Raw genomic sequence first — 14,550 nt, forward strand, 5'->3', positions numbered from 1 at the left:
TGGTGCGTTATCGATCTGGTCGAAAGCACGAGCAGCACCGCCGTAGGTTTTAGCCAGTACGGTAGTGATTGCAGCAGTCAGGGTGGTTTTACCATGGTCAACGTGGCCGATAGTACCAACGTTGACGTGCGGTTTTGTACGTTCAAATTTTTCTTTAGACACGGCTATATTCCTTACTATAGTGCTCTCCCCTTCGGAGAGAGCACGGGACTTAGGTTTTAATCCTGTGGATTACTTACCACGGGCTTCGATAACGGCCTGAGCAACGTTGTTCGGCGCATCATCATACTTCAGGAATTCCATAGTGTATGATGCACGACCTTTGGTCAGAGAACGCAGCTGAGTTGCATATCCGAACATTTCAGACAGCGGAACTTCAGCGTGGATCTTAACGCCAGTTACTTCGGATTCCTGACCACGCAGCATACCGCGACGACGGCTCAAGTCACCGATAACGTCACCGGTGTTCTCTTCAGGAGTTTCTACTTCAACCTTCATGATTGGCTCAAGCAGAACTGGTTTTGCTTTCTTAAAGCCTTCTTTAAAGGCAATAGACGCAGCCAGTTTAAACGCCAGTTCAGAGGAGTCAACGTCGTGGTAAGAACCGAAGTGCAGACGAATACCCATGTCTACAACCGGGTAACCAGCCAGAGGACCAGCTTTCAGCTGCTCCTGGATACCTTTATCAACGGCAGGGATGTATTCGCCAGGAATTACACCACCTTTGATGTCGTTGATGAACTCGTAACCTTTAGGGTTAGAGCCCGGCTCCAGTGGGTACATGTCGATCACAACGTGACCGTACTGACCGCGACCACCAGACTGCTTAGCGTGTTTACCTTCAACATCGGTAACTTTCGCGCGAATCGCTTCGCGGTAAGCAACCTGAGGTTTACCCACGTTCGCTTCAACGTTGAATTCACGCTTCATACGGTCAACGATGATGTCCAGGTGCAGTTCACCCATACCGGCGATGATGGTCTGGTTAGATTCTTCATCAGTCCATACGCGGAATGATGGGTCTTCTTTCGCCAGACGGCCCAGAGCCAGACCCATTTTTTCCTGGTCAGCTTTGGTTTTTGGTTCAACCGCGATGGAGATTACCGGCTCAGGGAATTCCATACGCTCCAGAATGATCGGGTGATCCGGGTCACACAGGGTGTCACCAGTGGTCACGTCTTTCAGACCGATAGCTGCAGCGATGTCGCCAGCACGAACTTCTTTGATCTCTTCACGTTTGTTAGCGTGCATCTGTACGATACGGCCAAAACGTTCACGCGCCGCTTTCACGGAGTTCAGGATGGTGTCACCGGAGTTAACCACACCAGAGTAAACGCGGAAGAAGGTCAGGTTACCCACGAATGGGTCGGTAGCAATTTTGAACGCCAGTGCAGAGAATGGCTCGTCGTCGCTTGCGTGACGCTCAGCCGGAGTATCTTTACCGTCGTCCAGGATGCCGTTGATCGCAGGAACGTCAACCGGGGATGGCAGGTAGTCAACTACCGCATCCAGCATCGCCTGAACACCTTTGTTCTTGAACGCAGAACCACAGGTTACCAGGATGATTTCGTTGTTCAGAACGCGCTGACGCAGAGCAGATTTGATCTCTTGCTCAGACAGTTCTTCACCACCCAGGTATTTTTCCATCAGCTCTTCAGATGCTTCAGCCGCGGATTCGATCAGGTTCTGGTGCCATTCGTCAGCCAGGTCCTGCATCTCAGCCGGGATATCTTCGTATTCGAAGGTAACGCCTGCATCTGCTTCGTTCCAGTTGATGGCTTTCATTTTCACCAGGTCGATAACGCCGGTGAAGCCTTCTTCAGCACCAATTGCCAGCTGCAGCGGAACAGGGTTCGCGCCCAGACGGGTTTTGATCTGACCAACAACTTTCAGGAAGTTAGCACCCATACGGTCCATTTTGTTAACGAACGCGATGCGTGGAACTTTATATTTGTTTGCCTGACGCCATACGGTTTCAGACTGTGGCTGAACACCACCAACTGCGCAATAAACCATTACCGCGCCGTCAAGAACACGCATGGAACGTTCTACTTCGATGGTGAAGTCAACGTGCCCTGGGGTGTCGATGATGTTTACGCGATGCGGTTCGTACTGCTTAGCCATACCTGACCAGAATGCAGTAGTCGCTGCGGAGGTGATAGTAATACCACGCTCCTGCTCCTGTTCCATCCAGTCCATGGTGGCTGCGCCGTCATGAACTTCACCGATTTTATGGTTTACACCGGTGTAGAACAGAATACGTTCGGTAGTAGTGGTTTTACCGGCGTCGATGTGCGCACTGATACCGATGTTACGGTAGCGTGCGATGGGTGTTGTACGAGCCATTTGATTCCTCGTTTATATCTTTAGGCGTTCAGTTAAGTTACCCAGAGCGGGCGGCTTCTCTGAAGCGCCCGCCTGGTGACTACGACTCCGAAGGGATTACCAACGGTAGTGTGCGAACGCCTTGTTGGCTTCTGCCATACGGTGAACGTCTTCACGTTTCTTAACTGCAGTACCTTTGTTTTCTGCAGCATCAGAAAGTTCGTTCGCCAGACGCAGAGCCATGGATTTATCACCGCGTTTACGAGCAGCTTCAACGATCCAACGCATTGCCAGAGCATTACGACGAACCGGACGAACTTCAACTGGAACCTGATAAGTAGAACCACCAACGCGGCGAGACTTAACTTCTACAGTCGGGCGCACGTTGTCGAGAGCGACTTCGAAAGCTTCCAGTTCATTTTTACCAGAACGCTGAGCCAGGGTCTCCAGCGCGCTGTATACGATTGCTTCTGCAGTAGATTTTTTACCATCTACCATCAGGATATTTACAAATTTTGCCAGCAGTTCTGATCCGAATTTCGGATCTGGAAGAATTTTACGCTGACCAATGACGCGACGACGTGGCATGGGATTACTCCGTTGTTAATTCAGGATTGTCCAAAACTCTACGAGTTTAGTTTGACATTAAGATAAATCAGTTTGGCCTTACTTAACGGAGAACCATTAAGCCTTAGGACGCTTCACGCCGTACTTGGAGCGAGCCTGCTTACGGTCTTTAACACCTGAGCAGTCCAGCGCACCACGAACAGTGTGGTAACGAACACCCGGAAGGTCTTTAACACGACCGCCACGGATCAGGATCACGGAGTGCTCCTGCAGGTTGTGACCTTCACCACCGATGTAGGAAGTCACTTCGAAACCGTTAGTCAAACGCACACGGCATACTTTACGCAGTGCGGAGTTTGGTTTTTTAGGAGTGGTGGTATATACACGAGTACATACACCACGTTTCTGCGGGCAGGCTTCCAGCGCAGGCACGTTGCTTTTTGCAACTTTGCGTGCACGTGGTTTGCGTACCAGCTGGTTAACTGTTGCCATTAAATAGCTCCTGGTTTTAGCTTTTGCTTCGTAAACACGTAATAAAACGACCTCATACAATATGAGGACGCGAAATTTTAGGGCTACGTCGAAAAGGTGTCAAGAAATATACAGCGATCTCAAATCACCAGTTCATTTGACTGGCGTGCGTCACAGTAAGATTGACGAAATCAGTATAGCCAACCACGTCAATTTTGGCTGAAATTTGACCAGAAAGACCCCGCGCAGCCAGATCGTCCTTCAGCGCAGAGACTGTTATGGGGGCATTACTGAGGATTTCAACAAAACGGCTGCCCTCAAGCGCCGCCAGCACGCCGTCCTGAATCAGCAGCAGATCGTCGCCTTCGCACAGCATGCTTAGTAAGGTGTCGATATCGCATTGCCACGGTGAACGGCTCAGGGTATGGAGCATGACAGCCTCAGAAAGTCAGAACGGTATCGTAGTGAGAGAGATGTTCGCGCAGCGTGGCAGATGCAAGGATCGTCACGTCCAGCACGAATGCCGTTTTCTCGTTTAACCCCCGCGCCGCCAGCGAGTCGGCGCACACGTAGAAGGTTTCAATGTCATAGAGCGGCAGCACTTTAAACGTCGCGATGTAATCGCGCGCAAGAATAGCCTGCGGTTGTTGACCCGCCAGAAGCTGGAATACGCCATCGCCCAAAAAGAACACGCCGATATCTTCCGTCAATGCCGACGTCGCGAGCAATGCATCCAGCCCTTCCCGACCTGACGCGCTGCCATGCGGCGCAGAAGTAAAAACAAACGCTACGCGCTTCATCAGAATTGTACCACCCTGTCGCAGGTCAGCGCAGCCTGTGCTAAGGCGCCTAAGCCGCTGAGCGAAAAGCCCGGCTGCAGGTTAGCCCCCGACAGACCGAGGCGTTCGGCTTCGGCCGCATCCGCTACGCCGCGCCGCAGTGCCGCCGCCACGCAGATGTGCAGCTCAACACCCTGCGTCTCGTTTAATTTTTGCCAGGCGCGCACAAGGTCAAACTCATCGCTCGCCGGAGACGTAAACTGGTTCGCGTTATAGACCCCTTCACGATAGAAAAAGACGCTTGCCAGTTCATGACCGGCCTCAAGCAGGGCATGGGCAAACTGGAGCGCGCTGCTGGCCTGCTGGGTGCCGTACGCCGGGCCCGTCACCATTAACGCAAAACGCATTACTTCTCTTGCCCCAGGAAGTCGCCGCTTTTGAACTGGCGAATATAGAGGTAAACCGTGTGCTTAGAGATGTTAAGACGATCGGCCACCTGGTTGATGGCATCTTTGATATCAAAAATCCCTTTCTCATAGAGATTCAGCACGATCTGACGATTCTTGGCGTTGTTGGATACGTTGCGATCGGCATTCACCTCTTCGATGGTGAACTCCAGCGTCTGGGTCACAAGGTCTTCAACAGAAGAAGCAAAGTTCACCGACGAGCCTACGTCCGGCGTTTCTGGCGGAACGAAGGTACTCATGATTTGGGAGAATGGCACATCAAGGTTCATGTTGATGCACAGCAGGCCGATAACCCGCTGATCGCGGTTACGGATTGCGATAGTTTCAGACTTCATCAGCACGCCGCTTTTGGCGCGGGTGAAATAGCATTTTGAGACGCTGCTGTCCGCGCCGGTCATGTCATGCAACATACGCAATGCAAGGTCGGTGATTGGCGAACCAATTTTACGGCCAGTGTGCTCACCATTCGCAATGCGGATAGCGGAACACTTAAGATCTTGCAGGGAATGCAATACGATTTCGCAGTGGGAACCAATGAGCATCGCTAACCCGTCCACTACCGCTTCGTAGGATTTCAGAATATCGAAGTCGGTCTGGTCAAATGGACGTTGATCCAGCAAATCAAGTTCACTGGTTTCGTTGGTTAAAAGCGACCTGGACATGAAAAAAACACTCCTTTTCAGGAGCCTGTCGTTAGGTTTTCAGGGCAGGCTCATTATCTACACGGACAACTAAATTAATACAGCGTGTATAACGCTTTCCAGTGTTAATTATATCTGCCCCACAATAAAAAAAACCGCCGCCTGAAAGGCGGCGGTTTTTTTCAGCATTACTTCTTCGCTGCTGCGGCTTTGTCGTCAGCCGGTGCGTCTGTTTTCGCATCCGCTTTCGGTGCCGGTTTGATGTCCAGCAGTTCTACATCAAATACCAGCGTGGAGTTAGCCGGGATCCCCGGAACGCCCGTTTTGCCGTAAGCCAGATCCGGTGGGATAACCAGCTTGATTTTACCGCCTTTCTTGATGTTCTTCAGGCCTTCAGTCCAGCCCGGGATCACACCGTCCAGACGGAAGGAGAGAGGCTCACCGCGCGTGTAGGAGTTGTCGAACTCCTTACCGTCGATCAGCGTACCTTTGTAGTTAACGACAACGGTGTCGCTGTCTTTAGGCGCGCTACCGGTACCTTCTTTCTCAACTTTATAGATCAGGCCAGTAGAGGAGGTTTTAACGCCTTTCTCTTTAGCAAACGTATCGCGGTAGGCTTTGCCTTTCGCTTCATTTTCTTTAGCGTCAGCTTCCATCTTGGTCTGAGCGGCGCCTTTCACGCGCGCTTCAAACGCCTGCAGAGTCTGCTCGATTTCCTGGTCAGACAGTTTGCTCTTGTCTGCGAACGCATCCTGAACACCTGCGATCAGCTGGTTTTTGTCCAGTTTGATGCCCAGCTTCTCTTGTTCTTTCAGAGAGTTTTCCATGTAGCGACCCAGAGACGCGCCCAGTGCGTAGGCGGATTTCTGGTCGTCATTTTTGAATGCCGCTTTGCTGTCTGTAGTCGCAGCAGGCTTCGCAGCAGTATCAGCAGCGAAAGACAGCGGCGCGTTGAGCGCTACAGCCATGGTGGTCGCCAGCAGCGTAACTTTAAACAGTGATTTCATCCATATCTCCAGGACCTGAGGTCTCTCACCCCAGTGTTAAACGTAAATGAGTGACGTACTATAAAACGTTGTGGAAGAAATCTACAGACAGACTCCCCCGAATGTCTCTTCTTTTCAGACTATTTTTGTTTAAATAAGTTTCTTGTCAGGGAGATGGATACTGTACTTAAGGGAAAAGTCAGCTAAACTTCGCCGCCGCAGGCCCCCTTGATGGCCCCTGAGAGATGAACGAGGTGAATGATGAAGGATACAATGATGGAAGCGAGACTGGCTGAGCTGGAAAGCCGCCTGGCTTTTCAGGACATCACCATCGAAGAGCTGAACCAGACCGTGACGGCACATGAGCTTGAAATGGCAAAACTGCGGGATCATATGCGCCTGCTGACGGAAAAGCTGAAGGCGACGCAGCCGTCGAACATTGCCTCACAGTCTGAAGAGACGCCACCACCTCACTATTGAGGCGTAAAAAAAGCGGGATTATCCCGCTTTTTTATTTTCCGTCTTACGGAATTAGTGGCAACCGCAGCCGCCGTTACCGCAACCACCTTTACCGTGGTCGTGACCATGGTCGTGGCCGTGACCACCGCAGCAGCCATCGTGGCCGTGTTCGTGATCGTGGTCGTGACCGTGCGCACCGTGAACGTGGCCGTGAGCCAGCTCTTCTTCGGTTGCTTCGCGGATGGCAACAACTTCTACGTTGAACTTCAGGTTCTGGCCAGCCAGCATGTGGTTGCCGTCAACCACAACGTGGTCGTCTTCAACTTCAGTGATTTCAACCGGAACCGGACCCTGGTCGGTTTCAGCCAGGAAGCGCATGCCAACCTGCAGCTCGTCAACGCCCATGAACACGTCTTTAGGAACGCGCTGAACCAGGTTGTCATCATACTGGCCGTAAGCGTCGTTCGCGCCCACAGCTACGTCAAATTTGTCGCCAACTTCATGACCTTCCAGCGCAGTTTCCAGGCCGGAAATCAGGGAACCGTGACCATGCAGGTAGTCCAGCGGCGCACTCACCGGAGACTCATCAACCAACACACCGTCTTCTGTACGTACCTGATAGGCCAGGCTGACCACCAGGTCTTTTGCTACTTTCATGATATCTCCTGAGCGTGGGAAAATTGCTGGCGCAGATTGTAGCGGAAATCTGCACCCGTGTACCCTTAAGCTTAAAAAAACTCAGAGCATATCGCTAGTCTGGATGAAAAATGCCGATCACTTGCTCTTCTTTGCGAACGTGATCGCGGGCTTCTTTGTCGGCCTCACGCATCTGGTGTCCGCACTTAACGCATTCAACTATATCGATATTATTTTCGCGCCACATGGCCAGCGTATCCTGTGCCTGGCAGGACGGACATTTTGCGCCCGCGATAAAGCGTTTACGTACAGCCATCTTTCGTTACCCTTTATTCAAATTCATCCCAGCCGTCGAGCTGGCGTCGTTCCTGCTGCATCTCGCGCTGGAAGATCTCCTCCAGTTCGCGGCGCGCTTCCCGCACGCGGGAGATCTGCGCCGTATCGCTGTGCACAGGCATCAGTTCACGCAGCATTCGCATATCCAGCCGGCGGAAATGCATCTGGGCGCGTTGCGCCTGGTGAGGATGCATCCCTAGCGAGATAAGCGCCTTACGACCCAGCTCCAGCGCGCTGGAGAAGGTTTCACGGGAGAAGTGTTTCACACCTGCCTGTAAAAGTTCGTGAGCTTCAACACGTCCGCGGGCCCGCGCCAGAATATGCAGATGCGGGAAATGCTGCTGGCACAGCTCCACCAGCTTCATCGTGTCTTCCGGGTCGTTACAGGTGATGACGATAGACTCCGCGGCCTCCGCGCCCGCCGAGCGCAGCAGTTCAAGCTGCGTCGCGTCGCCGTAGTACACCTTATAGCCATATTTGCGCATCAGGTTGACCGCGCTGATATCGCGCTCCAGCACCGTGATGCGCATTTTGTTCGCCATCAGCAGTCGCCCGATCACCTGCCCGAAGCGGCCAAAACCCACGACGATCACCTGCGGCTTATCGTCTTCTACCCACGGCGCTTCGCCTTCATCGTCTGCCGGGTTCAGGCGGCGCGACAGCAGTTTGTCCACCAGCTTCATCAGCAGCGGCGTGGTCATCATCGACAGGGTCACCGTCACAAGCAGCAGCGCCATCTGGTCATCCTTGAACAGCTTTTGTGACGACGCGGTAGAAAAGAGCACATACGCAAACTCTCCGCCCTGGCTTAACACGCTGGCAAACTGCATTCTTTCCGAACTGCGCAGGCCATAAATCCTCGCCAGGACATACAGCACCAGCGCTTTCACCGCCACCAGCACCGCCACGCTCATCACTACCCACAGAAGATGGGTATAGAGCACGCCAAGGTTGAGCGCCATGCCCACCGAAATAAAGAACAGCCCTAGCAGCAGCCCCTTGAACGGATCGATGGCCGTCTCCAGCTCGTGCCGGTACTCGCTTTCCGCAAGCAACACCCCGGCGATAAACGTACCGAGCGCCATCGACAGGCCCAGCGCATCCATAAACAGCGCCGAGCCGAGCACCAGCAGCAGCGTTGCGGCGGTAAATACCTCGCGCACGCCGGATGCGGCAATAAAGCGGAACACCGGACGCAGTAAAAACCGTCCGCCGATCAGCATGCCCGCGAAGGCCAGCACCTTCATGGAGATTTTCATCCAGTCGAAATGATCGTCCCCGGAGCCTGCCAGCAGCGGCACCAGCGCCAGCGCCGGGATCACCGCTAAATCCTGAAACAGCAGCACCGAAAAGCCCAGCTGCCCCGCCTCGTTGCGGTTCATTCCCTTATCGCGCATCAGCTGTAGCGCCATCGCCGTGGACGACATCGCAAGCCCTATCCCGCCAATCGCCGCGGCCTGCCAGGAAAACTGCGTCAGCATCAGCAGGCCCGCAAGAATGGCGGCGCTGAGCAATACCTGCGCCGCCCCGACGCCGAAAATGGATTGCCGCAGCTGCCACAGCTTAGCGGGGTTCAGCTCAAGCCCGATGATGAACATCAGGAATACCACGCCCAGTTCGGAGAAGTGGAGAATTTCATCCACATCGCTGATAAAGCCAAGCCCCCAGGGGCCTATCGCAATCCCCGCCAGCAGGTAGCCCAGCACCGCGCCAATGCCAAGCCTTGCGGCAAGCGGTACCGCGACAACCGCGGCAAATAAAAACAGCACGCCGGCAAGGAGTAAATTCGAACCGTCCATTAACGTCCTCCCGCCGGAATCGGTGATGCCAGCCATTCGCCATAGGCTCTGGCGTGGCTCGCCAGCGCCTTCGGATCCTGCCGCCGCGCCCAGTAGACGATAATCGGGCTCATCCAGTGCATGCGGCACATCGCTGCCGTCAGCTCGAACGGCCGCAGGATATCGCTCATGGGATAACGGTTCAGCCCGTCATGGCGGTAAGCGCTCTCCGGCTCACCGGTGGTAATGACGCTCCGCCAGTACTTTCCCGCCAGCTGGTTGCCTCCCACCCCGCTGGAAAAGCCCCGGCTCAGCACGCGGTCCAGCCACTCTTTCATCAGCGCCGGACAGCTATAGGTATAAAGCGGATGCTGGAACACGATGACGTCATGCTGACGCAGCAGCTCCTGCTCGTAAGGAATGTCGATAAAGAAATCTGGATAGTGCGCGTAGAGATCGTGCACCGTTACGTTGCTGAGCTGTGTGGCCGGCTTAAGCAGTACCCGGTTCGCCACCGAGTCCTGTGATTCCGGATGGGCATACAGCAGCAGCACTTTCGCTGTCTGAGACATCACTCCCCTCCCGGTTCTGTTTTTGTGTATTGTTGTCGTTTTGGGCTACCATGGCGGCCCGGTGGGGAAAATGGCCCACACCTTACATTATCATAATGACAAATTAACATAGTCGGAACATACGGCGCTTCTATGATTGTTTTCTCCTCGTTACAAATTCGTCGCGGCGTGCGCGTCCTGCTGGATAACGCGACTGCTACCATCAACCCGGGCCAGAAAGTTGGGCTGGTCGGCAAAAACGGCTGCGGTAAATCCACCCTGCTGGCGCTGCTGAAAAACGAGATAAGCGCGGATGGCGGGAACTTTACCTTCCCGGGCAACTGGCAGCTCGCCTGGGTGAACCAGGAGACGCCCGCGCTGAGCGAGCCCGCGCTCGACTATGTTATCGACGGCGACCGCGAATACCGCAGGCTGGAGGCGGAGCTCAACGCCGCCAACGAGCGCAACGACGGTCACGCCATCGCGACCGTCCACGGCAAGCTCGACGCCATCGACGCCTGGACCATTCGCTCCCGTGCCTCCAGCCTGCTGCACGGTCTGGGCTTCAGCAACGAACAGCTTGAGCGCCCGGTCAGCGACTTCTCGGGGGGCTGGCGTATGCGCCTTAACCTGGCGCAGGCGCTGATCTGCCGCTCTGACCTGCTGCTGCTCGATGAACCGACCAACCACCTCGATCTCGATGCGGTTATTTGGCTGGAGAAGTGGCTTAAGAGCTATCAGGGCACTCTGATTCTGATCTCCCACGACCGCGACTTCCTCGACCCGGTGGTGGATAAAATCATTCATATCGAACAGCAAAGCATGTTCGAGTACACCGGTAACTACAGCTCGTTCGAGCGCCAGCGCGCGACGCGCCTCGCCCAGCAGCAGGCGATGTATGAAAGCCAGCAGCAGCGCGTGGCGCACCTGCAGAGCTTTGTGGATCGCTTCAAGGCCAAAGCCTCTAAAGCCAAGCAGGCCCAGAGCCGCATCAAGATGCTGGAACGCATGGAGATGATCGCACCGGCGCACGTGGATAACCCGTTCCACTTCAGCTTCCGCGAGCCGGAGAGCCTGCCGAACCCGCTGCTGAAGATGGAAAAAGTGAGCGCGGGCTATGGCGATCGCATTATTCTCGACTCCATCAAGCTCAACCTGGTACCGGGCTCGCGTATCGGCCTGCTGGGGCGCAACGGCGCCGGTAAATCAACGCTCATCAAACTGCTGGCGGGCGAGCTTAACCCGGTCAGCGGCGAAATCGGGCTGGCGAAGGGCATCAAGCTTGGCTACTTCGCCCAGCATCAGCTGGAATTTTTACGCGCCGATGAATCTCCCATTCAGCACCTGGCGCGCCTGGCGCCGCAGGAGATGGAGCAAAAGCTGCGCGACTACCTTGGCGGCTTCGGCTTCCAGGGGGATAAGGTCACCGAAAATACCGCGCGTTTCTCCGGCGGTGAAAAAGCCCGCCTGGTGCTGGCGCTGATCGTCTGGCAGCGCCCGAACCTGCTGCTGCTCGATGAACCTACAAACCACCTGGATCTCGACATGCGTCAGGCGCTAACCGAAGCGCTGATTGAGTTCGAAGGCGCGCTGGTTGTCGTTTCGCACGATCGCCACCTGATCCGCTCCACCACCGACGATCTCTATCTGGTACACGGCGGCAAGGTGGAGCCGTTTGACGGCGATCTGGAGGATTACCAGCAGTGGCTGACGGACGTGCAGAAGCAGGAAAACCAGCCGGAAGAAGCGGCGAAAGACAACGCCAACAGCGCCCAGGCGCGTAAAGACCAGAAGCGCCGCGAGGCCGAGCTGCGCACCCAGACTCAGCCGCTGCGTAAAGAGATTGCCCGTCTCGAAAAAGAGATGGAAAAGCTCAACGCCACGCTCGCTACCGTTGAAGAGAAGCTGGGCGACAGCGAACTGTATGACCAGAGCCGTAAAGCCGAGCTGACCGACTGTCTGCAAACCCAGGCGAAAGCCAAATCCAGCCTCGAAGCGTGTGAGATGGCCTGGCTGGACGCGCAGGAACAGCTGGAAGCCATGCTGCAGGCCGACTAACACGCCGGGAGGGTTATGCGTTTCGATACCACGAGCGAGATTACATTCCGCAAGCTCAGCATCTTCATGACGTTTATGGAGAAGGGCAATATCGCGCGTACCGCCGAAACGCTGGGCCTGAGCGGCGTCAGCGTACACCGGGCGCTGCATACCCTGGAAGAGAATGTCCGCTGCCCGCTCTTTACCCACAAAGGGCGTAACCTGATTGCCCTTCCCTCGGCGTGGACGCTGCTGGAGTATTGCCAGGAAGTAATGCAGGTGATGGAGCGCGGGCTGGAAGAGTCGCGCAAGGTCGCCGGCATCGGTCAGGGCCGGTTACGCGTCGGCACGCTCTACTCGCTGACGCTGGAAACCGTACCGCGCCTGATAATGGGCATGAAGCTGCGCCGTCCGGATCTGGAAATGGATCTGACCATGGGCTCCAACGAAACGTTGCTGCACATGCTGGACGACGGCACGCTGGACGCCATTTTAATCTCCATCTCCGAGAGCGATATCGACCGCAACAGCCTCGAAGTGCTGCCCCTGTTCCACGACGATATTTTCCTTGCCGCGCCTGCCTCTGTCACGCTCGATACCAGCGGCCCCGCCGATCTGCGCGACTATAAAGACCGCAAGTTTGTTGCCCTCGCGGAAGGGTTTGCCACGTATGCGGGGTTTCAGGAGGCGTTTCATATCGCCGGATTCGAACCGGAGATTGTGACGCGCGTGAACGACATCTTTTCGATGCTGAGCCTGGTGCAGGCGGGGGTTGGCTTTACGCTGATGCCGGGCAGGATGAAGAAGGTGTACGAAAATTCGGTGCAGCTGCTGAAGCTGGCGCAGCCGTACCAGATGCAGCAGCTGATCGCGATCGTCTTTGCCCGCAACCGCGAGCAGGATCCGAGCCTGCGGGCATTAGCCGCCGAGGGGCGGATGTATGCGCGCAGCCTGCAGGAGGATGCGTGACGTATTGCCCGGCCGCGCTTTGCCGGGCAAAAACTTACCGCTGAAGCCGTCCCGCCAGATGCACCGCCACGTCCACGCCGCTGCGCTCCAGCGAAATTGACTCCCCTTCCCACGAAGCCTGTCGCGTCAGGCAGGTCAGCACGCCGCCGGGAGGCATTTCAATCGCCAGCCTTGCGTCACGCTCGTTAGCCGAAATCACCGCTTCCTGCCAGCGCACGGTGCGCGCCATGTTCATCGCCAGATCGTCGGCAATGCTTTCCGGCTGCCAGAGCACGCGCCCCGTGCTGCCGCTCAGGTACGCGCAGCGCGGGCGTGAAAGCGTGACCGAGCTAAACGCCGCCACCAGCTTCTGCGCCGGCTCCGCCAGAAGCTCGCAGTGCGACGGCACGCTAACGGCCAGCCGCTTCGCTTTGCTCGCGCCCTTTTCCAGGGCGCGTTTTGCCACCTGCGCCATCCCTTCATCGGATCCGGCAATGACGATCTGCGTTTCGGCATTCAGGTTGGCAATGTACGTTCCGCTACCCTCGATAAGCTGTTCCACCTGCGGCAGGGTTAAGCCCATGATTGCCGTCAGGCCGTAGCCGTGCGGCCAGGCCTGTTCCATCAGATCGCCGCGCAGCGCCACCAGCTTCAGCGCGTCCGTAAATTCCAGCGCGCCCGCCACCACCGCCGCGGGATAAGCGCCAATCGATAAACCGCTAACGATGTCAGGCGACACGCCGCGTCGCTCCAGCTCGCGCGCCCACGACACGCCGGCAATTAACAGCGAAAGCTGCACCGCGCGGGTGTGGGTTAACGAGGCTGCGCTGTCCAGCGTATCGACTTCCGCACCCAGCACGTCACGAGCCTGTTCCAGCTCCGTTCCCGGCAGGTTTTGCAGCATACCTTCATGCTGCGTGCCCTGGCCCGGAAAGGTAAACAGTATTTTCATCACTCCTCCCTGCGCCATGGATCTGCCACCAGGCGTGGCCCACGGCGGGTTTTCAGCAGCGTTTTACCGTCGCGCAGCCACTCCGCCAGCGCGAATCCGCCTTCCGGCGTATCCACCTGCGTATCCGCCCGGCACAGCGCGCGGCCGAGCTGAAGCTGCCAGCCAGCAAAAGCGTCAGGGGAAACGGCATGCGGAGCGCGGATCAGCAGGTCGAGATCGCTGTCGGCATGGATCACCGGAATACCGGTCGCCAGCGCGTAGCCGGTGCTGCCGGTAATGCCCCACGTCCACGGCCACGACTGCTGAGCAAGCTGAAGCGCCACCTGTACCGGCGGCTGGGTTACAAACGGCGAACGCAGCAGATCGGCGGTGGTGCACAGGTCTTCAGGTGAAACCACGCGCAGCACGTTCCCGGGCTTCACCCATCCGGCCGCCCGCTGGTCGCGGCGCAGTCCGCGCACGCCAACGGGAATACGGCCGTCGTTATCAACATCACGCCGCACCACCACCGGCAGGCCTGCATGCCAGGCAGATTCAACCCAGGATTCGGTAATACCTTCCAGCGCGTCGCGCGAGGTAAGCCAGATGAGGTCGTGGGGGCGTAATGTTGTGGTCAT

18 protein-coding genes are annotated in these 14,550 nt (G+C 56.1%); 3 read left to right on the top strand and 15 right to left on the bottom strand.

All coding sequences use genetic code 11. From position 1 onward, the window contains the following. From IM304_RS19990 to fkpA, 9 genes are all read right to left on the bottom strand, one after another. Nucleotides 1-162: GTP-binding protein (locus tag IM304_RS19990; protein WP_001445782.1), on the bottom strand; the 162-nt coding region annotated here is incomplete at its 3' end. A gap of 69 nt (nucleotides 163-231) precedes the next feature. Further along, complete coding sequence (gene fusA / locus IM304_RS19995; protein WP_063942157.1) at nucleotides 232-2,346, bottom strand: elongation factor G; 2,115 nt, start codon at nucleotides 2,344-2,346, stop codon at nucleotides 232-234. Between the two features lie 96 nt (nucleotides 2,347-2,442). After that, nucleotides 2,443-2,913, bottom strand: a complete 471-nt coding sequence (gene rpsG / locus IM304_RS20000; protein WP_003861706.1) for a 30S ribosomal protein S7 — start codon at nucleotides 2,911-2,913, stop codon at nucleotides 2,443-2,445. Between the two features lie 96 nt (nucleotides 2,914-3,009). Next, a complete protein-coding gene (gene rpsL, locus IM304_RS20005; protein WP_000246815.1) occupies nucleotides 3,010-3,384 on the bottom strand; it encodes a 30S ribosomal protein S12 in 375 nt (124 codons plus the stop codon). Between the two features lie 124 nt (nucleotides 3,385-3,508). Then, nucleotides 3,509-3,796, bottom strand: a complete 288-nt coding sequence (gene tusB, locus IM304_RS20010; protein ID WP_193356514.1) for a sulfurtransferase complex subunit TusB — start codon at nucleotides 3,794-3,796, stop codon at nucleotides 3,509-3,511. A gap of 7 nt (nucleotides 3,797-3,803) precedes the next feature. Next, nucleotides 3,804-4,163: a sulfurtransferase complex subunit TusC gene (gene tusC, locus IM304_RS20015; RefSeq protein ID WP_193356515.1), complete on the bottom strand. Its 360-nt coding sequence runs from the start codon at nucleotides 4,161-4,163 to the stop codon at nucleotides 3,804-3,806. Continuing rightward, complete coding sequence (tusD, locus tag IM304_RS20020; protein WP_148422605.1) at nucleotides 4,163-4,549, bottom strand: sulfurtransferase complex subunit TusD; 387 nt, start codon at nucleotides 4,547-4,549, stop codon at nucleotides 4,163-4,165. The genes tusC and tusD overlap by 1 nt, the downstream gene beginning before the upstream one ends. Beyond that, the gene (locus tag IM304_RS20025; RefSeq protein ID WP_148422604.1) at nucleotides 4,549-5,271 is read right to left on the bottom strand and encodes a transcriptional regulator; all 723 of its coding nucleotides are present in this window, start codon (nucleotides 5,269-5,271) and stop codon (nucleotides 4,549-4,551) included. The genes tusD and IM304_RS20025 overlap by 1 nt, the downstream gene beginning before the upstream one ends. Nucleotides 5,272-5,438: 167 nt before the next feature. Then, on the bottom strand, nucleotides 5,439-6,257 hold the full coding sequence (gene fkpA, locus IM304_RS20030) for an FKBP-type peptidyl-prolyl cis-trans isomerase (protein WP_148422603.1): 819 nt from the start codon (nucleotides 6,255-6,257) through the stop codon (nucleotides 5,439-5,441). A gap of 240 nt (nucleotides 6,258-6,497) precedes the next feature. Here fkpA and IM304_RS20035 point away from each other — a divergent pair, with 240 nt between their 5' ends. Then, nucleotides 6,498-6,716, top strand: a complete 219-nt coding sequence (locus IM304_RS20035) for a protein SlyX (protein ID WP_148422610.1) — start codon at nucleotides 6,498-6,500, stop codon at nucleotides 6,714-6,716. A 51-nt stretch (nucleotides 6,717-6,767) separates the two neighbouring features. Here IM304_RS20035 and slyD read toward each other — a convergent pair whose 3' ends face one another. From slyD to kefG, 4 genes are all read right to left on the bottom strand, one after another. Next, complete coding sequence (slyD, locus tag IM304_RS20040; protein ID WP_148422602.1) at nucleotides 6,768-7,352, bottom strand: peptidylprolyl isomerase; 585 nt, start codon at nucleotides 7,350-7,352, stop codon at nucleotides 6,768-6,770. Nucleotides 7,353-7,446: 94 nt separating this feature from the next. Beyond that, nucleotides 7,447-7,647, bottom strand: a complete 201-nt coding sequence (locus tag IM304_RS20045; protein WP_003861689.1) for a YheV family putative zinc ribbon protein — start codon at nucleotides 7,645-7,647, stop codon at nucleotides 7,447-7,449. A gap of 13 nt (nucleotides 7,648-7,660) precedes the next feature. After that, a complete protein-coding gene (kefB, locus tag IM304_RS20050; protein WP_193356516.1) occupies nucleotides 7,661-9,466 on the bottom strand; it encodes a glutathione-regulated potassium-efflux system protein KefB in 1,806 nt (601 codons plus the stop codon). Next, on the bottom strand, nucleotides 9,466-10,017 hold the full coding sequence (gene kefG / locus IM304_RS20055) for a glutathione-regulated potassium-efflux system ancillary protein KefG (RefSeq protein WP_176609337.1): 552 nt from the start codon (nucleotides 10,015-10,017) through the stop codon (nucleotides 9,466-9,468). Before kefG ends, kefB begins: the two co-directional genes overlap by 1 nt. 132 nt (nucleotides 10,018-10,149) lie before the next feature. On the opposite strand from kefG, the gene IM304_RS20060 reads away from it, so the two are divergent. Together IM304_RS20060 and IM304_RS20065 are read left to right on the top strand one after the other, a co-directional pair. Then, a complete protein-coding gene (locus tag IM304_RS20060) occupies nucleotides 10,150-12,054 on the top strand; it encodes an ABC transporter ATP-binding protein (RefSeq protein ID WP_193356517.1) in 1,905 nt (634 codons plus the stop codon). A gap of 15 nt (nucleotides 12,055-12,069) precedes the next feature. Then, entirely contained in the window at nucleotides 12,070-13,002 is a 933-nt protein-coding gene (locus tag IM304_RS20065) for a LysR substrate-binding domain-containing protein (protein WP_193356518.1), read from the top strand. Between the two features lie 34 nt (nucleotides 13,003-13,036). Here IM304_RS20065 and mdcH read toward each other — a convergent pair whose 3' ends face one another. Both mdcH and IM304_RS20075 read right to left on the bottom strand, forming a co-directional pair. Continuing rightward, the gene (mdcH, locus tag IM304_RS20070) at nucleotides 13,037-13,933 is read right to left on the bottom strand and encodes a malonate decarboxylase subunit epsilon (protein ID WP_193356519.1); all 897 of its coding nucleotides are present in this window, start codon (nucleotides 13,931-13,933) and stop codon (nucleotides 13,037-13,039) included. Beyond that, nucleotides 13,933-14,550 (bottom strand): malonate decarboxylase holo-ACP synthase, encoded by a 618-nt coding sequence (locus tag IM304_RS20075; protein WP_193356520.1) that lies wholly within the window; start codon nucleotides 14,548-14,550, stop codon nucleotides 13,933-13,935. Before IM304_RS20075 ends, mdcH begins: the two co-directional genes overlap by 1 nt.

Source organism: Enterobacter cloacae complex sp. P40C2 (assembly GCF_014930695.1).
GTDB lineage: Bacteria > Pseudomonadota > Gammaproteobacteria > Enterobacterales > Enterobacteriaceae > Enterobacter > Enterobacter pasteurii.

Excerpts from the sequence above, each read along its gene's own strand:
- fkpA (WP_148422603.1), bottom strand. The coding sequence starts at position 6,257 with ATGAAATCACTGTTTAAAGTTACGCTGCTGGCGACCACCATGGCTGTA.
- rpsG (WP_003861706.1), bottom strand. The coding sequence starts at position 2,913 with ATGCCACGTCGTCGCGTCATTGGTCAGCGTAAAATTCTTCCAGATCCG.
- IM304_RS20045 (WP_003861689.1), bottom strand. The coding sequence starts at position 7,647 with ATGGCTGTACGTAAACGCTTTATCGCGGGCGCAAAATGTCCGTCCTGC.
- mdcH (WP_193356519.1), bottom strand. The coding sequence starts at position 13,933 with ATGAAAATACTGTTTACCTTTCCGGGCCAGGGCACGCAGCATGAAGGT.
- slyD (WP_148422602.1), bottom strand. The coding sequence starts at position 7,352 with ATGAAAGTAGCAAAAGACCTGGTGGTCAGCCTGGCCTATCAGGTACGT.
- IM304_RS20035 (WP_148422610.1), top strand. The coding sequence starts at position 6,498 with ATGAAGGATACAATGATGGAAGCGAGACTGGCTGAGCTGGAAAGCCGC.
- IM304_RS20025 (WP_148422604.1), bottom strand. The coding sequence starts at position 5,271 with ATGTCCAGGTCGCTTTTAACCAACGAAACCAGTGAACTTGATTTGCTG.
- IM304_RS20060 (WP_193356517.1), top strand. The coding sequence starts at position 10,150 with ATGATTGTTTTCTCCTCGTTACAAATTCGTCGCGGCGTGCGCGTCCTG.
- IM304_RS20075 (WP_193356520.1), bottom strand. The coding sequence starts at position 14,550 with ATGACCACAACATTACGCCCCCACGACCTCATCTGGCTTACCTCGCGC.
- fusA (WP_063942157.1), bottom strand. The coding sequence starts at position 2,346 with ATGGCTCGTACAACACCCATCGCACGCTACCGTAACATCGGTATCAGT.
- IM304_RS20065 (WP_193356518.1), top strand. The coding sequence starts at position 12,070 with ATGCGTTTCGATACCACGAGCGAGATTACATTCCGCAAGCTCAGCATC.
- kefG (WP_176609337.1), bottom strand. The coding sequence starts at position 10,017 with ATGTCTCAGACAGCGAAAGTGCTGCTGCTGTATGCCCATCCGGAATCA.
- tusC (WP_193356515.1), bottom strand. The coding sequence starts at position 4,163 with ATGAAGCGCGTAGCGTTTGTTTTTACTTCTGCGCCGCATGGCAGCGCG.
- tusB (WP_193356514.1), bottom strand. The coding sequence starts at position 3,796 with ATGCTCCATACCCTGAGCCGTTCACCGTGGCAATGCGATATCGACACC.
- kefB (WP_193356516.1), bottom strand. The coding sequence starts at position 9,466 with ATGGACGGTTCGAATTTACTCCTTGCCGGCGTGCTGTTTTTATTTGCC.
- rpsL (WP_000246815.1), bottom strand. The coding sequence starts at position 3,384 with ATGGCAACAGTTAACCAGCTGGTACGCAAACCACGTGCACGCAAAGTT.
- tusD (WP_148422605.1), bottom strand. The coding sequence starts at position 4,549 with ATGCGTTTTGCGTTAATGGTGACGGGCCCGGCGTACGGCACCCAGCAG.